The organism is Amycolatopsis rhizosphaerae, assembly GCF_007713715.1.
In the GTDB taxonomy this organism is placed as follows: domain Bacteria; phylum Actinomycetota; class Actinomycetes; order Mycobacteriales; family Pseudonocardiaceae; genus Amycolatopsis_E; species Amycolatopsis_E rhizosphaerae.
Map to the genome: position 1 here is coordinate 17,716 of NZ_VJWX01000014.1, position 17,870 is coordinate 35,585.

18 protein-coding genes are annotated in these 17,870 nt (G+C 68.2%); 10 read left to right on the plus strand and 8 right to left on the minus strand.

Features of this window, described 5'->3' with window-relative positions; all coding sequences use genetic code 11:
* Nucleotides 1–9: 9 nt before the first annotated feature.
* Nucleotides 10–1,209 (minus strand): ABC transporter substrate-binding protein, encoded by a 1,200-nt coding sequence (locus FNH05_RS03015; RefSeq protein ID WP_144585709.1) that lies wholly within the window; start codon nucleotides 1,207–1,209, stop codon nucleotides 10–12.
* Between the two features lie 520 nt (nucleotides 1,210–1,729).
* Between FNH05_RS03015 and FNH05_RS03020 the strand changes: the two genes are divergently transcribed.
* Complete coding sequence (locus tag FNH05_RS03020; RefSeq protein ID WP_144585710.1) at nucleotides 1,730–2,344, plus strand: TetR/AcrR family transcriptional regulator; 615 nt, start codon at nucleotides 1,730–1,732, stop codon at nucleotides 2,342–2,344.
* Nucleotides 2,345–2,485: 141 nt separating this feature from the next.
* Here FNH05_RS03020 and FNH05_RS03025 read toward each other — a convergent pair whose 3' ends face one another.
* The gene (locus FNH05_RS03025; RefSeq protein WP_144585711.1) at nucleotides 2,486–3,709 is read right to left on the minus strand and encodes an acetyl-CoA C-acetyltransferase; all 1,224 of its coding nucleotides are present in this window, start codon (nucleotides 3,707–3,709) and stop codon (nucleotides 2,486–2,488) included.
* Between the two features lie 229 nt (nucleotides 3,710–3,938).
* On the opposite strand from FNH05_RS03025, the gene FNH05_RS03030 reads away from it, so the two are divergent.
* From FNH05_RS03030 to FNH05_RS03045, 4 genes are read left to right on the plus strand one after another with little or no spacing between them, the layout of a single operon-like run.
* A complete protein-coding gene (locus FNH05_RS03030) occupies nucleotides 3,939–4,526 on the plus strand; it encodes a TetR/AcrR family transcriptional regulator (protein ID WP_144585712.1) in 588 nt (195 codons plus the stop codon).
* The gene (locus FNH05_RS03035) at nucleotides 4,523–5,053 is read left to right on the plus strand and encodes a nuclear transport factor 2 family protein (protein ID WP_144585713.1); all 531 of its coding nucleotides are present in this window, start codon (nucleotides 4,523–4,525) and stop codon (nucleotides 5,051–5,053) included. Before FNH05_RS03030 ends, FNH05_RS03035 begins: the two co-directional genes overlap by 4 nt.
* Entirely contained in the window at nucleotides 5,050–5,973 is a 924-nt protein-coding gene (locus FNH05_RS03040) for a TIGR03619 family F420-dependent LLM class oxidoreductase (RefSeq protein ID WP_186382348.1), read from the plus strand. The genes FNH05_RS03035 and FNH05_RS03040 overlap by 4 nt, the downstream gene beginning before the upstream one ends.
* Nucleotides 5,974–5,986: 13 nt before the next feature.
* Nucleotides 5,987–6,745, plus strand: coding sequence for a hypothetical protein (locus FNH05_RS03045; RefSeq protein WP_144585715.1), 759 nt, complete (start codon nucleotides 5,987–5,989; stop codon nucleotides 6,743–6,745).
* 124 nt (nucleotides 6,746–6,869) lie between these two features.
* Here FNH05_RS03045 and FNH05_RS03050 read toward each other — a convergent pair whose 3' ends face one another.
* A complete protein-coding gene (locus tag FNH05_RS03050) occupies nucleotides 6,870–7,358 on the minus strand; it encodes a nuclear transport factor 2 family protein (protein ID WP_144585716.1) in 489 nt (162 codons plus the stop codon).
* Nucleotides 7,355–8,221 (minus strand): LLM class F420-dependent oxidoreductase, encoded by an 867-nt coding sequence (locus FNH05_RS03055; RefSeq protein ID WP_144585717.1) that lies wholly within the window; start codon nucleotides 8,219–8,221, stop codon nucleotides 7,355–7,357. The genes FNH05_RS03050 and FNH05_RS03055 overlap by 4 nt, the downstream gene beginning before the upstream one ends.
* A gap of 470 nt (nucleotides 8,222–8,691) precedes the next feature.
* On the opposite strand from FNH05_RS03055, the gene FNH05_RS03060 reads away from it, so the two are divergent.
* A complete protein-coding gene (locus FNH05_RS03060; protein WP_246127480.1) occupies nucleotides 8,692–9,498 on the plus strand; it encodes a TetR/AcrR family transcriptional regulator in 807 nt (268 codons plus the stop codon).
* A gap of 106 nt (nucleotides 9,499–9,604) precedes the next feature.
* Here the strand turns inward: FNH05_RS03060 and FNH05_RS03065 are convergent, their stop codons facing one another.
* Genes FNH05_RS03065 through FNH05_RS03080 form a run of 4 tightly spaced genes read right to left on the minus strand, consistent with a single transcriptional unit; the run spans nucleotide 9,605 to nucleotide 13,568 of the window.
* Nucleotides 9,605–10,624 (minus strand): acyl-CoA dehydrogenase family protein, encoded by a 1,020-nt coding sequence (locus FNH05_RS03065; protein WP_144585718.1) that lies wholly within the window; start codon nucleotides 10,622–10,624, stop codon nucleotides 9,605–9,607.
* On the minus strand, nucleotides 10,621–11,571 hold the full coding sequence (locus tag FNH05_RS03070; protein WP_144585719.1) for an acyl-CoA dehydrogenase family protein: 951 nt from the start codon (nucleotides 11,569–11,571) through the stop codon (nucleotides 10,621–10,623). The genes FNH05_RS03065 and FNH05_RS03070 overlap by 4 nt, the downstream gene beginning before the upstream one ends.
* On the minus strand, nucleotides 11,568–12,713 hold the full coding sequence (locus FNH05_RS03075; protein ID WP_144585720.1) for an acyl-CoA dehydrogenase family protein: 1,146 nt from the start codon (nucleotides 12,711–12,713) through the stop codon (nucleotides 11,568–11,570). Before FNH05_RS03075 ends, FNH05_RS03070 begins: the two co-directional genes overlap by 4 nt.
* A gap of 9 nt (nucleotides 12,714–12,722) precedes the next feature.
* Nucleotides 12,723–13,568, minus strand: coding sequence for an enoyl-CoA hydratase (locus tag FNH05_RS03080; protein WP_144585721.1), 846 nt, complete (start codon nucleotides 13,566–13,568; stop codon nucleotides 12,723–12,725).
* Nucleotides 13,569–13,692: 124 nt separating this feature from the next.
* Between FNH05_RS03080 and FNH05_RS03085 the strand changes: the two genes are divergently transcribed.
* From FNH05_RS03085 to FNH05_RS03100, 4 genes are all read left to right on the plus strand, one after another.
* Nucleotides 13,693–14,832 (plus strand): acyl-CoA dehydrogenase family protein, encoded by a 1,140-nt coding sequence (locus tag FNH05_RS03085; protein ID WP_144585722.1) that lies wholly within the window; start codon nucleotides 13,693–13,695, stop codon nucleotides 14,830–14,832.
* Entirely contained in the window at nucleotides 14,829–15,596 is a 768-nt protein-coding gene (locus FNH05_RS03090) for an SDR family oxidoreductase (RefSeq protein WP_144585723.1), read from the plus strand. Before FNH05_RS03085 ends, FNH05_RS03090 begins: the two co-directional genes overlap by 4 nt.
* Entirely contained in the window at nucleotides 15,589–16,206 is a 618-nt protein-coding gene (locus tag FNH05_RS03095; protein ID WP_144585724.1) for a TetR/AcrR family transcriptional regulator, read from the plus strand. Before FNH05_RS03090 ends, FNH05_RS03095 begins: the two co-directional genes overlap by 8 nt.
* Before the next feature lie 825 nt (nucleotides 16,207–17,031).
* On the plus strand, nucleotides 17,032–17,870 hold an 839-nt coding region (locus tag FNH05_RS03100), incomplete at its 3' end, for an acetyl-CoA C-acyltransferase (RefSeq protein WP_144585725.1).

The following is a 17,870-nucleotide window of genomic DNA, read 5'->3' on the forward strand; positions in this document are numbered from 1 at the left end:
CTCCCGCCGTCATGCGCCGGGGTGACCGAACTGCCCGTTCAGGACCTTCGATGGCACCACGAAGGTGAATGCGTCGGGGTCCGCGTTGGGGGCGTGTGAGGTCGAAGAGAAGTGGTAGCGCGAGACCACCGCCGTGCCCGCCGCCTGCTGCACCTCGGGCTTCTCGAGCGACTTGGCCAGCGCGGCCCCGTCGGTGGATCCGGCGTCCTTCGCCGCGGCGGCCAGCATCGCGAACACGTCGTAGTTGTAGGCGAGGACCAGGTTCCCCGGGATCTTGCCCAGGCCCGACATCGTCGTCACCATCGCGTTGACCTTCTGGTCGGCAGGATCGAAGGAGGTGCTCTTGAAGACCTCCATCAGCAGGTTCGCCACCTGCGGTGTGCCCAGCACGCCTGCCGGCGGCGGGGACGACACTAGACTGGTCGCCGAGACCGAGGTGTTCCCGAGTAACGGCACGTTCCAGCCGAGCTTCTGCAGGCTCTGCAGCAGGTACCCGACCGGCGCTCCATACCCGTCGACGATCAGCGCCTGCGGATTCTTCGCCTGCAGGTTCTGCAACTGCGGCGTCATGTCCAATGAGGACACGTCGTACTGCTCGTTGCCCACCATCGGAATCCCGGCCGCGCTCAGGGCCTGCTGCGTTTGCGCTCCGAAGGTCTGCCCGTAGGCGCTGTTGCCGTGAATCACGCCGACCGAGGTGTAGCCCTTCTGCTTGATGTGGGCGACGAATCCACGGAGCTGGTCCACCGGTCCCGGTGCGATGTCGAAGTTGAGCGGGAACTGCTTGGGATCGGCGGAGTCCTTCGTCGGCCCGATGTTGAACGCGAGGACCTTGTTCTGCTTGAGGATCGGCAGGGTCGCGCTCGCGACCGTGGACGGCCCCGAGTTGAGGAACACGTCCGGCTTGCTGTCCGACGCCAGTGCCTCACGGAGCTTCGTGACCGCGGTCGTCACGTCACCGGCGTCGTCGACCACGGTCAGCTCGACCTTGCGCCCGCCGATACCACCGGCCTTGTTGATGTCCTCGACGCCGGCCTTCGCGGCCAGTACCGAGGTCTGGGCATTCGCGGCAAGGACACCGGCCGCACTCAGCCCGCCCGTGATCAGCACGCGAAACGGGGCATCCGAACCGCCGGCCCCGGAAGAACCCGTGCTTCCGCAGGCGGTCAGGACCAGCGCCGCGGCCGTTGTGGCGGCGATGAACCTCATTGTTCTCATGATGTCCTCTCTGGACCTCAGCAAGCCAACCAAGCGCTTGATCAGGGGAGCGTAGTTTTCGCTTGCGGCGCGCGTCAAGCAATCCGGGGTGCCGTTACTCCGGCGGTCCGTTCAGTGACCGATCGAAGCGATCAGCGGTCTCAGCACCAGGGCGAGAACCCGTTGGGTCACGACGATAGCCCTCGCGGGGAACCGTCCATCCCGGACAGCGCCCGCCGCGAAACCCTCTGCCGCCGCCACCTCACGCGCGACACCGGCAACCGGTCTCACCCGAGCGCTGCCGGCCGTCTTTGCACGGCGTCAGAGCCATCAGCAGAGAAGTGATCCGGAACCGAGACGCCGCGGGCCGGACAGGTCTGGCCGCGGCACGTTTCGAGCCGCATGAGGCCCTTCTTGACGCGCGGCATGATTTTCCGGAAAATTACCAAGCATTTGCTCAACTGCTACGCCGGGAGGGGCTGCCTGGCGGGTCCGGAAGGTCACGTGTGAGCCCTTGGAGAGGTGGGGCCGCATGAAAGAGCAACAGGAACGCCGCGTGGTGATCCTCGCCAGCGCCGCGCGGTTGTTCGCGCAGAAGGGCATCGCCGCCACGACCGTGCGCGAGATCGCCGGCAGCGTCGGCATGCTCTCCGGCAGCCTCTATCACCACTTCCCCTCCAAGGATGCGATCGCCGGGGAGGTCGTGCGGGAGTACCTGCGGGACCTGCTGACCGGCTACCGGGCAATCATGGCGCGCGACTTCGATCCCCGCGACGCACTGCGCGAAGTCGTGTCCGCCTCGCTGGGGGCGGCGCACCGGCACCCGCACGCGACCGAGGTCTACCAGCGCGAGATGCGCCGTCTCCGCGAAAGATCGATGATCGACGAACTCGTCGAGGCCGCGAACGAGGTGAAGCTGACCTGGCTCGCCGTGCTGTCGAAGGGACGTGAGCGGGGCGTGTTCCGGCGCGATGTCCCACTATGGGTCCTGTTCCGTTTCATCCGCGACACGCTCTTCCACGTCGATCCCGGTGAACTGGGAGAGATGACCGATCCGGCAGGCATGTTCGCCACGGCCTATCTCAAGACCTTCCTGGACGGTTTCGCCGCGCCTGGCGCCTTCCCGGCCGCGGGCGAATCCGCATAGCCCACAACCACTGCACGCCGTCCTTGGCAGGTGGACGGGTCGGCGAACGCACCGCCCGCCCCGGAACGGAAGGCGGTGCGAGCCACCGGCCCTGCGCCGTCAGCGCGCACCACTCCCGAAGCCACTTCAAGCACGTTCCGGCTACGCCAGGCGTTCGAGCACCAGTGCCATGCCCTGCCCACCCGCGGCGCACATGGTCGCCACACCGATCTCCTGATCGGCCTCCTGGAGTCCGTGCAGCAACGTCGTGACGAGTCGCGCTCCGGTCTGGCCGAACGGATGTCCGAGGGCGATCGCACCGCCGTGCACGTTGACCCGCTCGACGTCGATCCCGATCTGGTCCACGCAGGGCAGCACCTGAGCCGCGAAGGCCTCGTTGAGCTCCATCAGACCGATGTCCGCAACCGCCATCCCCGCCAGCGAGAGCGCCCGCCGGACGGCCACCACGGGACCCATCCCCATCACCTCGGGGCTCAGCGCGGAGACACCCGTGGACACGATCTGCGCGAGCGGCCGGAGCCCGAGTTCCGCGGCCCGGGTGCCCGACATCACCACGAGCGCGGCCGCGCCGTCGTTGAGCGGGCAGCAGTTGCCCGCGGTCACCGTGCCGTCCTCGCGGAACACGGGTTGCAACCCGGCGAGCCGATCGACGGTGACCCCCGGCCGCGGACAGTCGTCACTGTCCACCATGGTGCCGTCCGGCAGGGCCACCGGAGTGATGTCGCGGCGAAAGAATCCGGAGGCAATGGCGGCCTCCGCGCGGCGCTGGCTCAGTGCCGCGTACTCGTCCTGTGCCGCACGACTCACCTGGTACACCTGCGCGACGTTCTCCGCGGTCTGCCCCATCGTCACGTAGAGATCGGGCAACCCGCCGTCGAGTCGAGGGTCCTTCCACGGCTGTGCCTGCGCCTCGGAGCGCGCCCGTGCCGCACTGAACCGGGGGTTGTGGGTGTCCGGCATCCCATCGGCCTTGCCGAAGCCGTATCGGGACACGCATTCCACACCGGCCGAGATGACGGTGTGCGCCTCACCGCTGCGGATCGCGTGTGCGGCCATTCGTGTCGTGAGCAGGCTGGACGCACAGTACCGCTGCACCGTCGCGCCGGGCAGCTCGTCCAGGCCGAGCAGGACGGCGACCGCCCGGCCCAGCCCGTAACCCTGCTCGCCGGCCGGCTGCGCGCACCCCAGCAGCAACTCGTCGACCTCCGCCGGATCCAGCGCGGGAACCTGGTCGAGCGCCGCGCGGACGAGTTGCGCGGCGAGGTCGTCGGCACGCAGCTCGCGCAACGAGCCTTTGTATGCCCGGCCGATGGGCGATCGCACCGCCGCGACGAGGACAGCCTGCGGTTCATCCGTCGTGTTCATTGCCGGAACTCTACCAAGCGCTTGATCAAACGAGAACTGGATTCAACCAAGCGCTTGTCCAACTAGTCGCCGCTGCGTATCTTCGACGGGCAGGAGCTGCACCACCGTCGCCTCGCCCCGAGGCCTGCGGCCAGGAAGGCAGCCAAAGACCACAATGGACCCGTCAGCGCCACTGGCGGACCGGATGCGGTCCGCGCTCGCGTGACACGCCAGGAGATACGGAGAGACGATGGCCGAGAGGCTGCAGTCGGATCGGTCCACCGCGATCTTGCGTGGCGCGGCGAAACTGTTCGCACGCAAGGGAGTGCGGTCCACGACGGTGCGGGAGATCGCGGACGAATCCGGGGTACTCTCCGGCACCCTGTACCACTACTTCCCGTCGAAGGAAGCCATCGTCGACGAGATCGTCACGCGGTACCTCGACGCCCTGCTCTCCCGCTATCACAGGGCGCTGGCCCCGGCCGCCGATCCGCGCGCCCGGTTACACGGCCTGGTGGTGGCTTCGCTGGAGTGCGCGAAGGTGTTCCCGCACGCGACCCAGATCTACCAGAACGAACTGGGGTACCTGCGGCAGCGCCCCGGCTACGAGCGCATCAAGGCGGCCGTGTACGACGTCCAACAGGCCTGGATCGACGTCATCGAGGACGGCCGTGCGCACGGCGTGTTCCGTGACGATGTCCCGCCGCGGATGTTCTACCGTCTGATCAGGGACGCGGTATGGTTGTCGGTCCGGTGGTACCGCCCGGACGGCTCGTACCCGATCGACCAGTTCGCCCGCGACACCACATCCGTCTTCCTGCAGGGGATCGGCCGATGAGCGGGACCTGGCCTGGGGACCGGCAGCAGATCGTGGACGTGGTGGCCCGCTACTGCCGATCGATCGACCGGCGGGACTTCGCGCTGCTGCGCACCTGCTACCACCCCGACGCAACGGAACACCACACCGGTTTCTCCGGATCGGTCGACGAGTACGTCGACTGGCTCCGCCTCGCGCTCAGCCGCTACGCCGGCACACATCACATGCTCGGCCAGCAACTGGTGGACATCGATGGCGACGTGGCGCGGTGCGAGTCCTACGGGACGGCGACGCACTGGGTCGGCTCGAACAGCGATCCGAAGTGGGACTACACCACGGGTTTCCGCTACGTCGACCGGATGGAGCGCCGGGACGGTCACTGGAGGATCGCCGAACGGATCGCCGTCCGGGACTTCTCGCGCAGCGACGCCGGGCGCTTCCGGGCAAAGGAAGGCGCCGGCCCTTCCGGAAGCGCCGCGGCCGACGACCCGCTCTACCACCTGCCCGGCTGGCCGCCCGCCGCCCGTGCCGAGAAGGGTTCCCGGTGAAGTTCGACATCGCACTTCCTGGCACGAATCACCTTCCCGGCCGTTTCGGGTGGGCGCGCGAACTGCCACCAGCCGGGCTGAAGCGCATCCTGAAAGTGGCCGACGCACTCGGCTTCGCCTCGGTCACGGTTTCCGAGCACTACGCCATGCCCTACTTCGAGGTGCCGCGCCTGGGTGCCTACTGGCAGGACGCACTTTCTGTGATGGCCTTCGCCGCCGCCGCGACGGAGCAGGTCCGCATCGACGCCACCGTGCTGGTGCTGCCCTACCATCGGCCGCTCCAGCTTGCCAAGGCGCTGGCGACGATCGACGTGCTCTCCGGCGGCAGGCTCAACGTCTCGGTCGGAGTCGGCCACGCCGAGCAGGAGTTCGAGGCGCTGGGGGTACCGTTCCGGCGGCGCGGGGCGATCACGGACGAGATCCTGACGGTCTTGCACACCCTGTGGCAGGAGGACACGCCCGAGCATCACGGCGAGCACTTCGACGTTTCCGGGCTCGCCTTCGAACCGAAGCCGGTGCAGCGCCCGCGCCCGCCGATCTACGTCGGCGGGAACTCCAAGCCCGCCCTCCGCCGAGCCGCACGGCACGACGGGTGGCAGCCCAACCCCATCGGCTTCACCCTGGCGGAGATCCCGCCACTGCTGGACTACATCCGTGCACAGCCGGAGTTCGCGGGCAAGGAGGACAGTTTCGACCTGAACTGGCTGGAACACCCTTCCGATGTGGACCTGCCACACTCGTTCGCCGGCCAGGATCTGCGGGAGTACCGCGACCGGCTGGTGACGGCCTACACGAGTTCCTACCCGGCCACGGGCGTCACGCGCACCGCGATCGGCGTCCCGCCCGGGATCGCTTCGACCGGCGAATATCTCGACTATCTGCACTGGTTCGCTGCCGAGGTCATGTCCGCCATTTCCTGACAGGGACGGTCTCATGTTCGCACCTCTTGCTTTCTTCTCCTTCGTCCGGCTCACCGACCCCGCCCGATACCGGGAGTACAACGAATGGCATCAGCTCGACCATCGTCCCGAGAACCTGCTGCTGCCCGGCGTCGCGTGGGGTGAGCGCTGGGCCGCCACGGCGGACTGCGCCGAGCTGATGGCCGCACCCGCGGCCGAGTACTCGGCACTGGACTTCGTCGCCATGTACTGGTTCCGCGACCCGGTCGAGCGCAGTGTGGCGGAATGGTCCGAACTGGCCGAGCGGTCCTTCCAATGGGGACGCCGACCTGAGTTGTCCTATGTGGAGCGCCCGTTCCTCGGTTTCTTCACACCGGTGAAGGGATATGTCGCACCCCGCGTGCTCGTGTCACCGGAGGCGCTGCCGTTCCGGCCGAACCGCGGCATCCGGTTGAGCCTGACCCGCCTTGCCGCACCCCACAGCCTCGAGGCCGAGCAGGCGTTCCGCCATTACGACACCGTGGCCATGCCGGAGCTGCTGGCCGTTCCGGGTGTCGCCGGCGGGTGGACCTTCTCGTTCAGCTACACCCAGCGCCACGCCACAACACCTCGCGACGGCGGACCGGACTTCGAACCGGGCTCGCTTCGCCTGCGGCTGCTGTTCCTCGACGAGGACCCGGTCGAAGTGGAGCAGGAGATCCGCCGCCGGGAAGCGGCCTGGGACACCGGCAAGGCCGAGGAGTTGCTGCTGTCCGGGCCGCTGCGCAGGATCATCCCGTGGCAGGACTGGTGAGTCCCCAGGCCACGCAGCCGGACAACATGTTGCCAGTGAGGTAACACCGATCCCTCACTGGCGACGATGTCCTGCCGCGGGTCGCCAATCCGGCCCGGCCGGATTGGCGCCGCCGGTCATCACCTCACACCGGCCGGCCCCGCACACCCTCGACCAGCAGCGTCCGCGCCTCCACCGAGCCATCGAGCAACCGGGTCTTCCGGTGCGCGATGCGCCAGCCCTCCGGCAGTCGCCGGAGCTGGAAGTGGCTGACTCCCGCCCGCTCGATCACGAAACCGTCGTCCCGGCGGCGGACCAGGATCGAATCGCACACCGCGATCGCCTCGTCGCCGTCCACGGTCACATGGGCCGGCCCAAGGAAATGGCAGCTGCCGCCGGTGATGATCTCCTGATGGGAACCCGACAGCACCATCGCGCGCACGTCCTCGCGGGAACTCATCCGCCATCCTTCGACGTCGTACGAGCCGTCCTCGGCCCACAGCGCCGCCGTACCGTCGGCATCGCCCGCGTCGACAAGCGGCCCGTAGGACGCGATGAGCGCAGCGATGGCGGCCTCGTCTTCGAGCTTGCGCAACCGGCCTTCCAGCGCCGCGATACGCATGTCGTCGGTCATCGCACGTTCGCTTCCATGCCGTCCGCCAGCTGCCGCAGACTCGCCAGCTGATCGCGGTAATGGGCACTCGATTCGGCGGCGATCGTGACCGTCACCCCGGTCGCGCCGGCCTCTCGCAGTTCCACCAACCGCCGCGTCGTGCCCTCCGGATCACCGCCGGGGTCCAGCGGTCCGGCGGGCAGCACGACCTCGAAGCCTTCGGGCAGCTCGACCTTCGCGAGCATCTCACCAAGCGCGGAGTCGGACAGGCCGAACGGCATCCATCCGTCGCCGAAGGCACACGCGCGCCGCAGCGACCGGAGGCTCCGGCCCCCCACCCACAACGGCACCCTGGCCTGCACCGCATGGGGTTCGACGAGCATTCCCTCGAACTCGTAATGGGTGCCCGAGTACACCGGTTCCCGCTGCGACAGCGCGGCCCGCAGCGCGCGCATGGCGTCGTCGGCACGCACTCCCCGGTTCGCGAAGTCCGCGCCCAGCAGGTCGAACTCCTCCGGCAGCGATCCCACGCCCACACCGAGCACCAGCCGTCCTCCACTGATCCTGTCCAGCGTGCCGTAGCGTTTGGCGAGCGCGAGCGGATGGTGATAGCCGAGGACGACCACCGAGGTGGCCAGTTTGATCCGCTGGGTGCAGGCGGCGAGGTAGGCCAGCGTCACCGCCGGATCCCAGTACGTGCCGCCTCGCTGGGCCGCGACCTCGACGGGGACCGCCACATGCTCGGCGCAGGTCAGATAAGCGAAGCCGAGCTCGTCCGCGGCTTGGGCGATCTCGGCCAGGTCTTCGATCTCGCCGTCCCGTTCCCATTTCGAGCACGAGCCCGGAAACTGGAAAACCACCGGTGTCGACACACCGATCTGCACAGGTACCTCCCTCTCGGCTCGCCGCAGGTCACGGCAAAGCCCCTCTCGCTGAACGGGGAACCGCCCCGACGCCGGATCGAAGCAGCGAGGCTGGTGCACGTGGTAGCCCGGCACGAGACCCAGGCTCCCGAGGGCGCGCGGCCCGACCGGGGGCCGCTGTGGTGCCGGCCGCATCGCCTCGGACCCTACGCCTGTATCAAGCGCTTGTTCAAGTTCAGCGGCAGGCAGGGCATCGATTACCCCTGCAGGCGCGCACACGGTTACGCTCAGTAACACGAGACCGGTTCGACACGCCGCCCTCTTCACCAAGCAGCGGCCGCAGTAGTGGCGCGCACGAGCTGAACCACGGTAAGAAGACGAAGGAGTCCGGGGAATCCAGGGATGAACCGCCGGGAATTGCACGCACGCAGAGCTTTCCGGGTTACTGAGCGAAAATTCCGGACCGACGATGCGGATCACAGTGCGCGGAAATGCAGCCCGACCGAGAAACTCACCCGGCGTGTCCCGCTCGGGTTGCCACGCCCGGCGGGAGGCGCGCGACCGTACCGCCGCAGGGTCCGCATGAGCAGTTATCCGGTGCCCGGCATAATTGTCCCATGCCAGGCAACGAACGCAAACCTGCGAGCACCGCCACCCCAGGGCGAGCCCGCGACGGGTCGCCCCAGAACCGGCGACAGGCGCTGATCGACATCGCGGCCGAACTGTTCGCCGAGCATGGCTTCCAAAGCACCACCGTGCGCGATATCGGACGGGCCGCCGGGGTGCTCTCCGGCAGCCTTTACCACCACTTCCAGTCAAAAGAGACAATTCTCGAGGAGATCCTCTCGACCTTCCTCGACGAGTTGCTGGAATCGTGCCGGGAGATCGTGGCCGCCAACTCCGATCCGGCGGCGGCGCTGCGAGCGCTGATCGAGGCCGCGTTCGTGTCGATCGGTCGGCACAAAGCGGCCATCACGGTGCTGCAGAACGAACGCAAACACCTGGCCCGGTTCACCTGGTTCGACCACGTGTCCAAAACGGAGGCCGGCGTGCGGCGGATCTGGGTCAAGGTGCTCGAGGACGGCGTCGCCGGTGGCCGGTTCCGCACCGACCTCGATCCGAAAATCACCTACCAGTTCATTCGCGACTCCGTCTGGTCAGCGGCGCGCTGGTACACCCCGTCCGGTCGTCTCACGCCTGCTCAGCTCACCGAGCAGTACCTCACCCTCGTCATGAACGGGCTCTCCGCGCCGTCCGGCGGCCGCGCCCGCCGGACGGGAACACGGGCGGCCTCCTGATCGGCCGGCCGGCCGCCCGGACGACACCGCGGGCGAGGGCGGTGCGAGGTTGGTTCCTCGCGGCCTCACGGCACCCTTCCGGGGGTCGTGAGGCCGCGGGCGAACATCAGGTGCCGACGGGCACCACCCGGCGAAGATGGTGGTGTGGCTGCCCGAACAACTGCGCCGTGCCGTGGGCGCGTTTGAAGAAGCGATGCGCTTCGTGCTCCCACGTGATCGCGATACCACCGTGCAACTGGACCATTTCGGCGGCTACGGCCGAGAACGCTTCGGAACAGTAGGCCCTCGCGACCGCAGCGAGCCGAGGCAGGTCTGCGTTGGGCTCGCTCGTCGCATAGGCTGCCGACCGGGCGGTCTCGGTCGCGACGTACATGTCGGCCATCCGGTGCTTCAACGCCTGGAACCCGCCGATGGGGCGGCCGAACTGCTTGCGCTGCTTGGTGTAGGAAATCGTGATCTCCAGGGCACGCGTGGCCGCTCCCGCCTGCTCCGCCGCCAGGACGGCGCAGGCCAGGTCACGGGTACGGCCGAGCCCACGCCGGAAGTCACCGCTGCCGATCCGCACCGCCTGCACCGCGGTGAGTTCGATGTCGGCCAGGCGCCGGGTCTCGTCCATCGCGGGCGTGTGCCTGCGACGAGCCTGTTGAAGATCCACCTCGAACAGGCCCAGTTCACCGCCGGTATCCGCCACCACGAGCAGGACATCGGCGATATCGCCGTCGAGGACGTACCGAGCATGACCATCCACAACGGATCCCGACGCGGTGAAGGCCGCTCGTGACGGATCCCAGGTGCCCTCCGCCGAGGTCCAGGCGAGCGCCGCGACCGCGCCCTCAGCCAGCAACGGCAGCAGGCGTGCCGCCGCTTCCTCGTCACCCGTCTCAAGAATGGCCTGCGTGGCGAGTACCCCGGATCCGAGAAACGGGGCGGGACTCAGTGCCCTGCCCAGTTCCTCTGCCACGACTTGCGCTTCTCGCAGGCTCGCGCCAAGTCCGCCGTGCGACTCGGGAATCAGCAGCGCCGCGACGCCGACCTGGTCGCAGAGCAACTTCCAGGGCTCGGCGTGCCGCTGGAGCACGGACCGGACCGTATCGCGGAGTGCCTCCTGTTCAACGGTGAAGGTCATACCAACGCCTCCAGAATTCGCCGACGGTGGAACGCCGGTGTGCCCCAAGCGCCCACGAGCGCCCGCACCTTGGTAAGGCTGAGGCCGAGCGAGTGCTCCGCGGTGTAGCCGATCGCGCCGTGCACCTGCAGACCGGTGCGCGCCGCCAGAGAGGCGGCCTCGCCCGCGGCGACCTTGGCCGCGGACACGTCACGGGTACGTACCGGCGAGCCGGTGGCGACAGCGGCGGCGTACAGCAGGGGGCGAGCCAACTCGAGCTTCGTCGCGACGTCGGCGAGGAGGTGTTTGATCGACTGGTACTGGCCGATCGCCCGGCCGTACTGCCTGCGTTGTTTCGCGTACGCGACGCTGGTATCCAGCAGCCGTTGTCCGGCGCCGAGCAGCTGGGCGGCCGTGGCCAGCGCACCGAGATCGAAGGCACGCCCGGGATCGTCGGCGACACCAAGACGCTCGCCCGGCTCGACGGCAAACAGGCGCCGGGCACCGTCTACGGAGGACAGTGCGCTCGTCGGTGTGCCCGCCCGCAGGTCGGTTCCCGCCACGTAGACGCAGAGGTCCGCGATATCCGCGTCCAGAGCGTACGGGACATGGGGCGGGTTTGCGATCGACACGAGCTTCTCGCCCGCGGCGACTCCTTCCAGACTCTCGTCTTCGAAGAGCGCGGGCAACACCGCGACCGTCTCGACCCAGGGGCCCGGCACGGTGTGATAGCCGAGCCGTTCGAACGCGACGACCAGATCGACGGCGGTCGCGGCAAGGCCGCCGAATCGTTCCGGTATCACCAGCGCGGTGACGCCCAGCTCCGCGAGCGCGTGCCACACCTTGCGCCCGGGCTCGTGCTCGCCCACCGTCCAGGCGCGGATGACGGCGGTCATGTCGAGATCGGACAGCAGGTGGTCCATGCTGGCCGCGAAATCGGTCTGCTCCTGCGACAGTGCGAATCTCATCGGTCACCTCTCGGCAGGCCCAGCAGGCGTTCCGCAATGGTGTTGCGTTGGATCTGGTCGGTACCGCCATAGATCGGTCCGGCCAGCGAGAACAGCCAGCCGTCGAGCCAGGGGCTCTTCACCTCGGCGGCCGGACCGAGCAAGTCGAGCGCCGTCTCGTGCAAGTCCACGTCGAGGTGGGACCAGAACAGCTTGTTGACACTCGACTCCGGACCGAGGTCGCCGCCTTCGGCGAGCCGGGTCACGGTGCCGTACGTGTAGAGCTGGTAGGCACGGGCGCCGATCCAGGAGTCCACCACGCGGTCGGCGAGGGAATCGGGCGCTTGCCCCGGGGTGGCCGACTCGCGCCACAGCGCGATGAGGCGGTCCGCGGCGGCGAGGAACCGGCCGGGGCTGCGCAGGGACAGTCCGCGTTCGTTGTTCGCGGTGGTCATGGCGACACGCCACCCTTCGCCGGGCTCGCCGATCACGTCGGCGTCCGGGACGAAGACCTCGTCGAGGAAGATCTCGGCGAATCCCGGTTCGCCATCAAGCTGCGGGATGGGGCGCACCTGCACACCTGGCGCACGCAGGTCGAACATGAAGTAGGTAAGCCCCTTGTGGCGTTTGCTCTCCGGGTCGCTGCGAAACAGTCCGAAGGCACAATCGGCGAACGTGGCCCGTGAGCTCCACGTCTTTTGCCCGGACAGCAGCCAGCCGCCGTCGACGCGGGTCGCCCTGCTACGCAGCGCCGCGATGTCGCTGCCCGCCTCCGGCTCCGACCAGGCCTGCGCCCAGACCTGCTCGCCGCGCGCCATTTTCGGCAGGATACGACGTTGCTGCTCGATGGTGCCGTGCGAAAAAAGGGTAGGCGCCAGCATGAAAATACCGTTCTGGCTCACTCGGCCCGGCGCGCCCGCGGCGTAGTACTCCTCTTCGAAGATGACCCATTCCAGCAGGCTCGCGTCCCGGCCGCCGAACTCGGCGGGCCAGGACACCACCGACCACCGGGAGTCGGCAAGTTTGGCTTCCCACAAGCGGTGCTGCTCGAATCCCCGTGTGGTGTCGAACGAATCGAGTGGCTGGGCCGGCACATTGCCGGCGAGCCAGGCGCGTGCCTCGTCACGGAAGACAAGGGTGCGCTCGTCGAGGTCAAGATCCATGCTCTGCCCCTATCCGGCCTGCTGGTTCGCGGCACGCATGGTCCGGGCGTCCTGGCCCGCCAGTGAATCGCCGCCGGTTTCGGCATTGTGTGCATGGGCAAGATGGTGCAGGCCGAACACCGAATCCATGCCCGAGCGCAGCCCCATCAGGTCCTCCGCCTGGTTGACCGCCTTCTTGGTCAGGGCAAGACCGAATTGCGGCATCTCCGCGATCTTCTCCGCCAACGCGAACGTGGCCTCCTCCAGGGATTCTCTCGGCACGACGCGGCTGACCATCCCCCACTCCTTCGCCTGCTGTGCCGAGAACCGCTCGCCGGTGAACAGCACCTCCTTGGCCGCGCGCGGGCCCAGTATCCAGGGGTGCGCGAAGTACTCCACGCCGGGAATGCCCATTCGCACCACCGGATCCGCGAAGAACGCATCGTCGGACGCCACGATCAGGTCGCACACCCAGGCCAGCATCAGGCCACCCGCGATACACGCCCCCTGCACCGATGCGAGCATCGGCTTCGGGATCTCGCGCCAGCGGCGGCACATGCCCAGGTACACTTCGGACTCACGCGCGAAACGTTGATCACCGCCCGCACGGTCGACGTGATCCCACCACATCACCGCCCTGCGCTCGAACGTTACGTCCACGTCTCGCCCCGGCGTGCCGATGTCGTGCCCCGCCGAAAAATGCTTGCCGGCACCGGCCAACACGATCACCTTCACCCCGGGATCGTCCACAGCCCGCGTGAACGCCTCGTCCAGCGCGTAGGTCATTGCCGAGTTCTGCGCGTTCCGGTACTCCGGCCGGTTCATCGTCACCAGCGCGACCGGCCCGTGCCGGTCGTAGCGCACGACCTCGCTCATGAGCCCTCCCTCAGCAGCCTTCCCGGCCGCTTTTCGCGACACCATGGGAACATCGTGATTCCCTCTCCCTAACAAGTGCTTGGTAGGGTAGCGTACGCACGAGAACCGGCTTTGAACAACAGGAGTGGCCGTGTCGGATTTCCGAGAACGTGTGCGAGCCTGGCTCGAGGACAACCTCAGCGGAGAGTTCGCCGGCCTGCGCGGTCTCGGCGGGCCCGGGCGCGAGCACGAAGCCTTCGAGGAGCGCATCGCCTGGGAGCGGCATCTCGCGACCGCCGGCTGGAACTGCCTCGGCTGGCCGAAGGAGCACGGCGGCGCCGACGCTTCTCTGGAGGAACAGATCATCTTCCACGAGGAGTACGCGCGCGCCGAGGCGCCGGCGAAGGTCAGTCACCTCGGGCAGGAACTGCTTGGGCCCACGCTGATCGCGTTCGGCACGCCGGAGCAGCGCCGGCGGTTTCTGCCGAAGATCGTCGCGGTCGACGAACTGTGGTGCCAGGGTTACTCCGAGCCGGACGCCGGTTCCGACCTCGCCGCGGTGTCCACCAGTGCACGGCTCGACGGTGACGAGTGGGTGCTGCGCGGCCAAAAGATCTGGACGTCGCTCGCGCACGTCGCCGACTGGTGCTTCGTGCTCGCCAGGACCGAGCCGGACTCCAAGCGGCATCACGGCCTGTCGTACCTGCTGGTCCCGATGAAACAGCCCGGTATCGAGGTGCGGCCGATCCGCCAGCTCACCGGCACCAGCGAGTTCAACGAGGTCTTCTTCGACGGCGCCCGCACGGCCAGGGACATGGTCGTGGGTGCGCCGGGCGAGGGCTGGCGCGTCGCGATGGGCACGCTGGCTTTCGAGCGCGGCGTCGCCACGCTGGGACAGCAGGTCGGCTTCCGCCGCGAACTCGCGAGGCTGACCAAGCTCGCCGAGGCGAACGGCGCCACGGAGGATCCCGCCATCGCCGAGCGCATCTCCCGCGCCTGGATGGGGCTGGAGGTGATGCGCGCGCATGCGCTGCGCACTCTCGGTTCGCGGACGCCCGGCGTCGCGGAAGTGTCCAAACTGGTCTGGGCGAACTGGCACCGCTCACTCGGCGAACTCGCGATGACGGTGCGCGGCGCCGCGTCGATGACCGGTGAGGACCTCGACGAGTGGCAGCGCCTCTACCTGTTCACCCGGGCGGACACGATCTACGGCGGCTCCAACGAGATACAACGCAACGTCATCGCCGAGCGCGTGCTCGGACTGCCCAGGGAGGTACGTCCATGATCCCCGTTCCGAAGTATCCGGAAGGATCGAATCTGTTGCGGGACAAGGTGGTCGTGGTGACCGCGGCGGCTGGCACAGGTATCGGGTCCGCCGTGGCCAAGCGCAGCCTCGAGGAGGGCGCACACGTCGTGCTCAGCGACTGGCACGAGCGCCGGCTCGCCGAGAAGGCCGAAGAACTCGGCGATGTGCATGCCATTCCCTGTGATGTCACGGACGAGGCGCAGGTCCAGTCGCTGATCGACGGGACGATCGCGCACTACGGCCGCATCGACGTATTGATCAACAATGCCGGGCTCGGGGGCAGCAGGTCCATCGTGGACATGACCGACGAAGAGTGGTCGCGCGTGCTCGACGTGACGTTGGGCGGTACCTTCCGCGCCACGCGGGCGGCACTGCGCGCGTTCATCGCACAGGGAACCGGCGGCGCGATCGTCAACAACGCCTCGGTCATCGGCTGGCGAGCCCAGGCCGAGCAGGCGCACTACGCCGCCGCGAAGGCCGGTGTCATGGCACTGACCCGGTGCGCGGCCGTCGACGTCGCCGAACACGGGATCCGGGTCAACGCGGTGGCGCCGAGCCTGGCGATGCACCCGTTCCTGGCCAAGGTCACCACCGAGGACCTGCTCGAGGAGCTCACCGCACGGGAGGTATCGGGGCGGGCCGCACAGCCGTGGGAAGTGGCGAACGTGATGGTCTTCCTGGCCAGCGACTACGCGTCCTACCTGACCGGCGAGGTGATCTCCGTGAGCAGCCAGCATGCTTGACCAGGGGTCGCGTCGGCGCGCCGAACTCCTCGGAATCGCGGCCCAGTTGTTCGCCGAGCACGGGTACCGGTCCACCACAGTGCGCGATATCGCCGAGGCCGCCGGAATCCTCTCTGGCAGCCTCTACCACCACTTCGACTCGAAGGAGTCGATAGCGGACGAGATTCTCAGTGGATTTCTGGACGAGCTGTTCGCCAGCTACACCGAGATCCTCGCGGCGGGCCTGAAACCGCGGAACGCGATTGAAGCCGTCATCATCGCGTCGTTCGAGGCCATTGATTCCCACCCACACGGGGTGTCGATCTACCAGACCGAGACGAAACACCTCGCCAAGCTTTCCCGGTTCGACTATCTCGAACACCGCAACACCGAGTTCCGCAAGCTGTGGACAACCATGCTCTCGGACGGCGTGCGCCAAGGCGCGTTCCGTGAGGACCTCGACATCGAGGTCGTCTACCGCTTCATTCGCGACACCGTGTGGGTGGCGGTGCACTGGTACAACCCCAACGGCTCACTGCCCGTCGGGCAAGTCGCCCGGCAGTACCTGACGATCGTGCTGGAAGGCATCGCGGTACGGCGTCGGCCGGCGAAGAGGGGGTCCGGCACCTGAAGCGATCCTGCTCGTTCGATGACGTGATCCTCTGGTCCCGTCCGCCGTCCGCGGATCCGAGGCACCCAGGGGAGAAACGCGGGGGATCACCGATTCTCGTCCGGCGCGGTCGCGGCATCCGGGGCCGAGAGCGGATACGGCGAGGGCCATGCGGCCTCCGCCGGCCGAACCCCCGGCACCGTAGGCCGCTCGATCCAGAGTCGATGAAGCTCCCTGCGCGCGAATCGCAGGCACCCGTCCCGCACGAGGTACCTGTCGAAGTACCGGATCACCCATCGACTATCGGCTCGGCTCCCGTCCGGAGGTGCCCGGCGGTGGCGCTGACGATCGCTTCCGCGCCATCGCGCCGCTGCGAAGTCAGCGTCACGCCCAGGATTCCGTGTACCGTCGCGCGATTTGACGCAACCCGTCCGAGGGCCGTGCGGATGGCCGCCCGGCCAACGCACGAAGTCGACGCTCGTCGGCTGGACGCGGCGGCCGACCTGTTCCTGCCCGAGGCGGTGCTCGCCCTGCCCGCCAATGCCGACGGCGGTCATGGTCGCATTGTCCGGCACACGCAAGCGCTTGCTCAAATACTCGAGGTCCGCGAGGCGCCCATGAGAGCGATCCCACAGACGCTCGCGACCGGAGTCCGCTGGAGACACCGAGACGAATTCGTCCTGCACCAACGGTTCCAGACCGAAACGCCGGACTCGCGAACACCGACCGGCAGCGCCGTGGCGCTGGCCAAACCCGGACTCAACTTCTATCGTCAATTTGTACAAGCGCTTGGTCGGCTCGAGATGCGGGCCGACGTTGCCGGAGTAACACGAAGGAGCAGCCCCCATGGCAGAGGCCTACCTTGTCGAAGCGGTGCGGTCGCCGGTCGGACGGCGCGGCGGTGGGCTCGCCGCGACCCACCCGGCCGACCTCGGGGCCGCCGTGCTGACCGCGCTCGTCGAGCGCGCGGGGATCGACCCGGGCGCGGTCGACGACGTGATCTTCGGCTGCGTGGACACCATCGGCCCGCAGGCCGGGGACGTCGCCCGCACCTGCTGGCTTGCCGCCGGACTGCCGGAAGAGGTGCCGGGAGTGACCGTCGACCGGCAGTGCGGCTCGTCGCAGCAGGCGGTTCACTTCGCCGCGCAGGCCGTGCTCAGCGGTACCGCCGATCTCGTCGTGGCCGGCGGGGTGCAGAACATGAGCGCCATCCCGATCAGCTCGGCGATGACCGTGGCTCAGCCGATGGGCTTCCCGGACCCGTTCTCCGGCTCGATCGGCTGGCAGCAACGCTACGGCGCGCAAGAAGTCGACCAGATCCGCTCGGCAGAGATGATCGCCGAGCACTGGGGCATCTCCCGTGAAGCGATGGAGGCGTTTGCCGTCACCTCCCACGAGCGCGCGATCGCGGCACGCGCCGAGGGCCGCTTTGTCCGTGAGATCGTGCCGGTCTCCGGGCTGACCCAGGACGAGGGGCCGCGCGAGCCGAACCTGGAGAAGATCCGCTCCCTGAAGCCGGTCCGGGAAGGCGGCTCCATCACGGCCGCGGTGTCCAGTCAGATCTCCGACGGCGCCGCCGCACTGCTGGTCGCGTCGGCGGACGCGGTGCGCCGCTACGGACTGACCCCGCGAGCGCGCATCCACCACCTGTCCGCACGCGGCGCGGACCCGGTGTGGATGCTGAC

Excerpts from the sequence above, each read along its gene's own strand:
- FNH05_RS03060 (WP_246127480.1), top strand. The coding sequence starts at position 8,692 with ATGCAGCCCGACCGAGAAACTCACCCGGCGTGTCCCGCTCGGGTTGCC.
- FNH05_RS03090 (WP_144585723.1), top strand. The coding sequence starts at position 14,829 with ATGATCCCCGTTCCGAAGTATCCGGAAGGATCGAATCTGTTGCGGGAC.
- FNH05_RS03050 (WP_144585716.1), bottom strand. The coding sequence starts at position 7,358 with ATGACCGACGACATGCGTATCGCGGCGCTGGAAGGCCGGTTGCGCAAG.
- FNH05_RS03075 (WP_144585720.1), bottom strand. The coding sequence starts at position 12,713 with ATGGATCTTGACCTCGACGAGCGCACCCTTGTCTTCCGTGACGAGGCA.
- FNH05_RS03020 (WP_144585710.1), top strand. The coding sequence starts at position 1,730 with ATGAAAGAGCAACAGGAACGCCGCGTGGTGATCCTCGCCAGCGCCGCG.
- FNH05_RS03025 (WP_144585711.1), bottom strand. The coding sequence starts at position 3,709 with ATGAACACGACGGATGAACCGCAGGCTGTCCTCGTCGCGGCGGTGCGA.
- FNH05_RS03080 (WP_144585721.1), bottom strand. The coding sequence starts at position 13,568 with ATGAGCGAGGTCGTGCGCTACGACCGGCACGGGCCGGTCGCGCTGGTG.
- FNH05_RS03065 (WP_144585718.1), bottom strand. The coding sequence starts at position 10,624 with ATGACCTTCACCGTTGAACAGGAGGCACTCCGCGATACGGTCCGGTCC.
- FNH05_RS03070 (WP_144585719.1), bottom strand. The coding sequence starts at position 11,571 with ATGAGATTCGCACTGTCGCAGGAGCAGACCGATTTCGCGGCCAGCATG.
- FNH05_RS03015 (WP_144585709.1), bottom strand. The coding sequence starts at position 1,209 with ATGAGGTTCATCGCCGCCACAACGGCCGCGGCGCTGGTCCTGACCGCC.
- FNH05_RS03035 (WP_144585713.1), top strand. The coding sequence starts at position 4,523 with ATGAGCGGGACCTGGCCTGGGGACCGGCAGCAGATCGTGGACGTGGTG.
- FNH05_RS03045 (WP_144585715.1), top strand. The coding sequence starts at position 5,987 with ATGTTCGCACCTCTTGCTTTCTTCTCCTTCGTCCGGCTCACCGACCCC.
- FNH05_RS03030 (WP_144585712.1), top strand. The coding sequence starts at position 3,939 with ATGGCCGAGAGGCTGCAGTCGGATCGGTCCACCGCGATCTTGCGTGGC.
- FNH05_RS03095 (WP_144585724.1), top strand. The coding sequence starts at position 15,589 with ATGCTTGACCAGGGGTCGCGTCGGCGCGCCGAACTCCTCGGAATCGCG.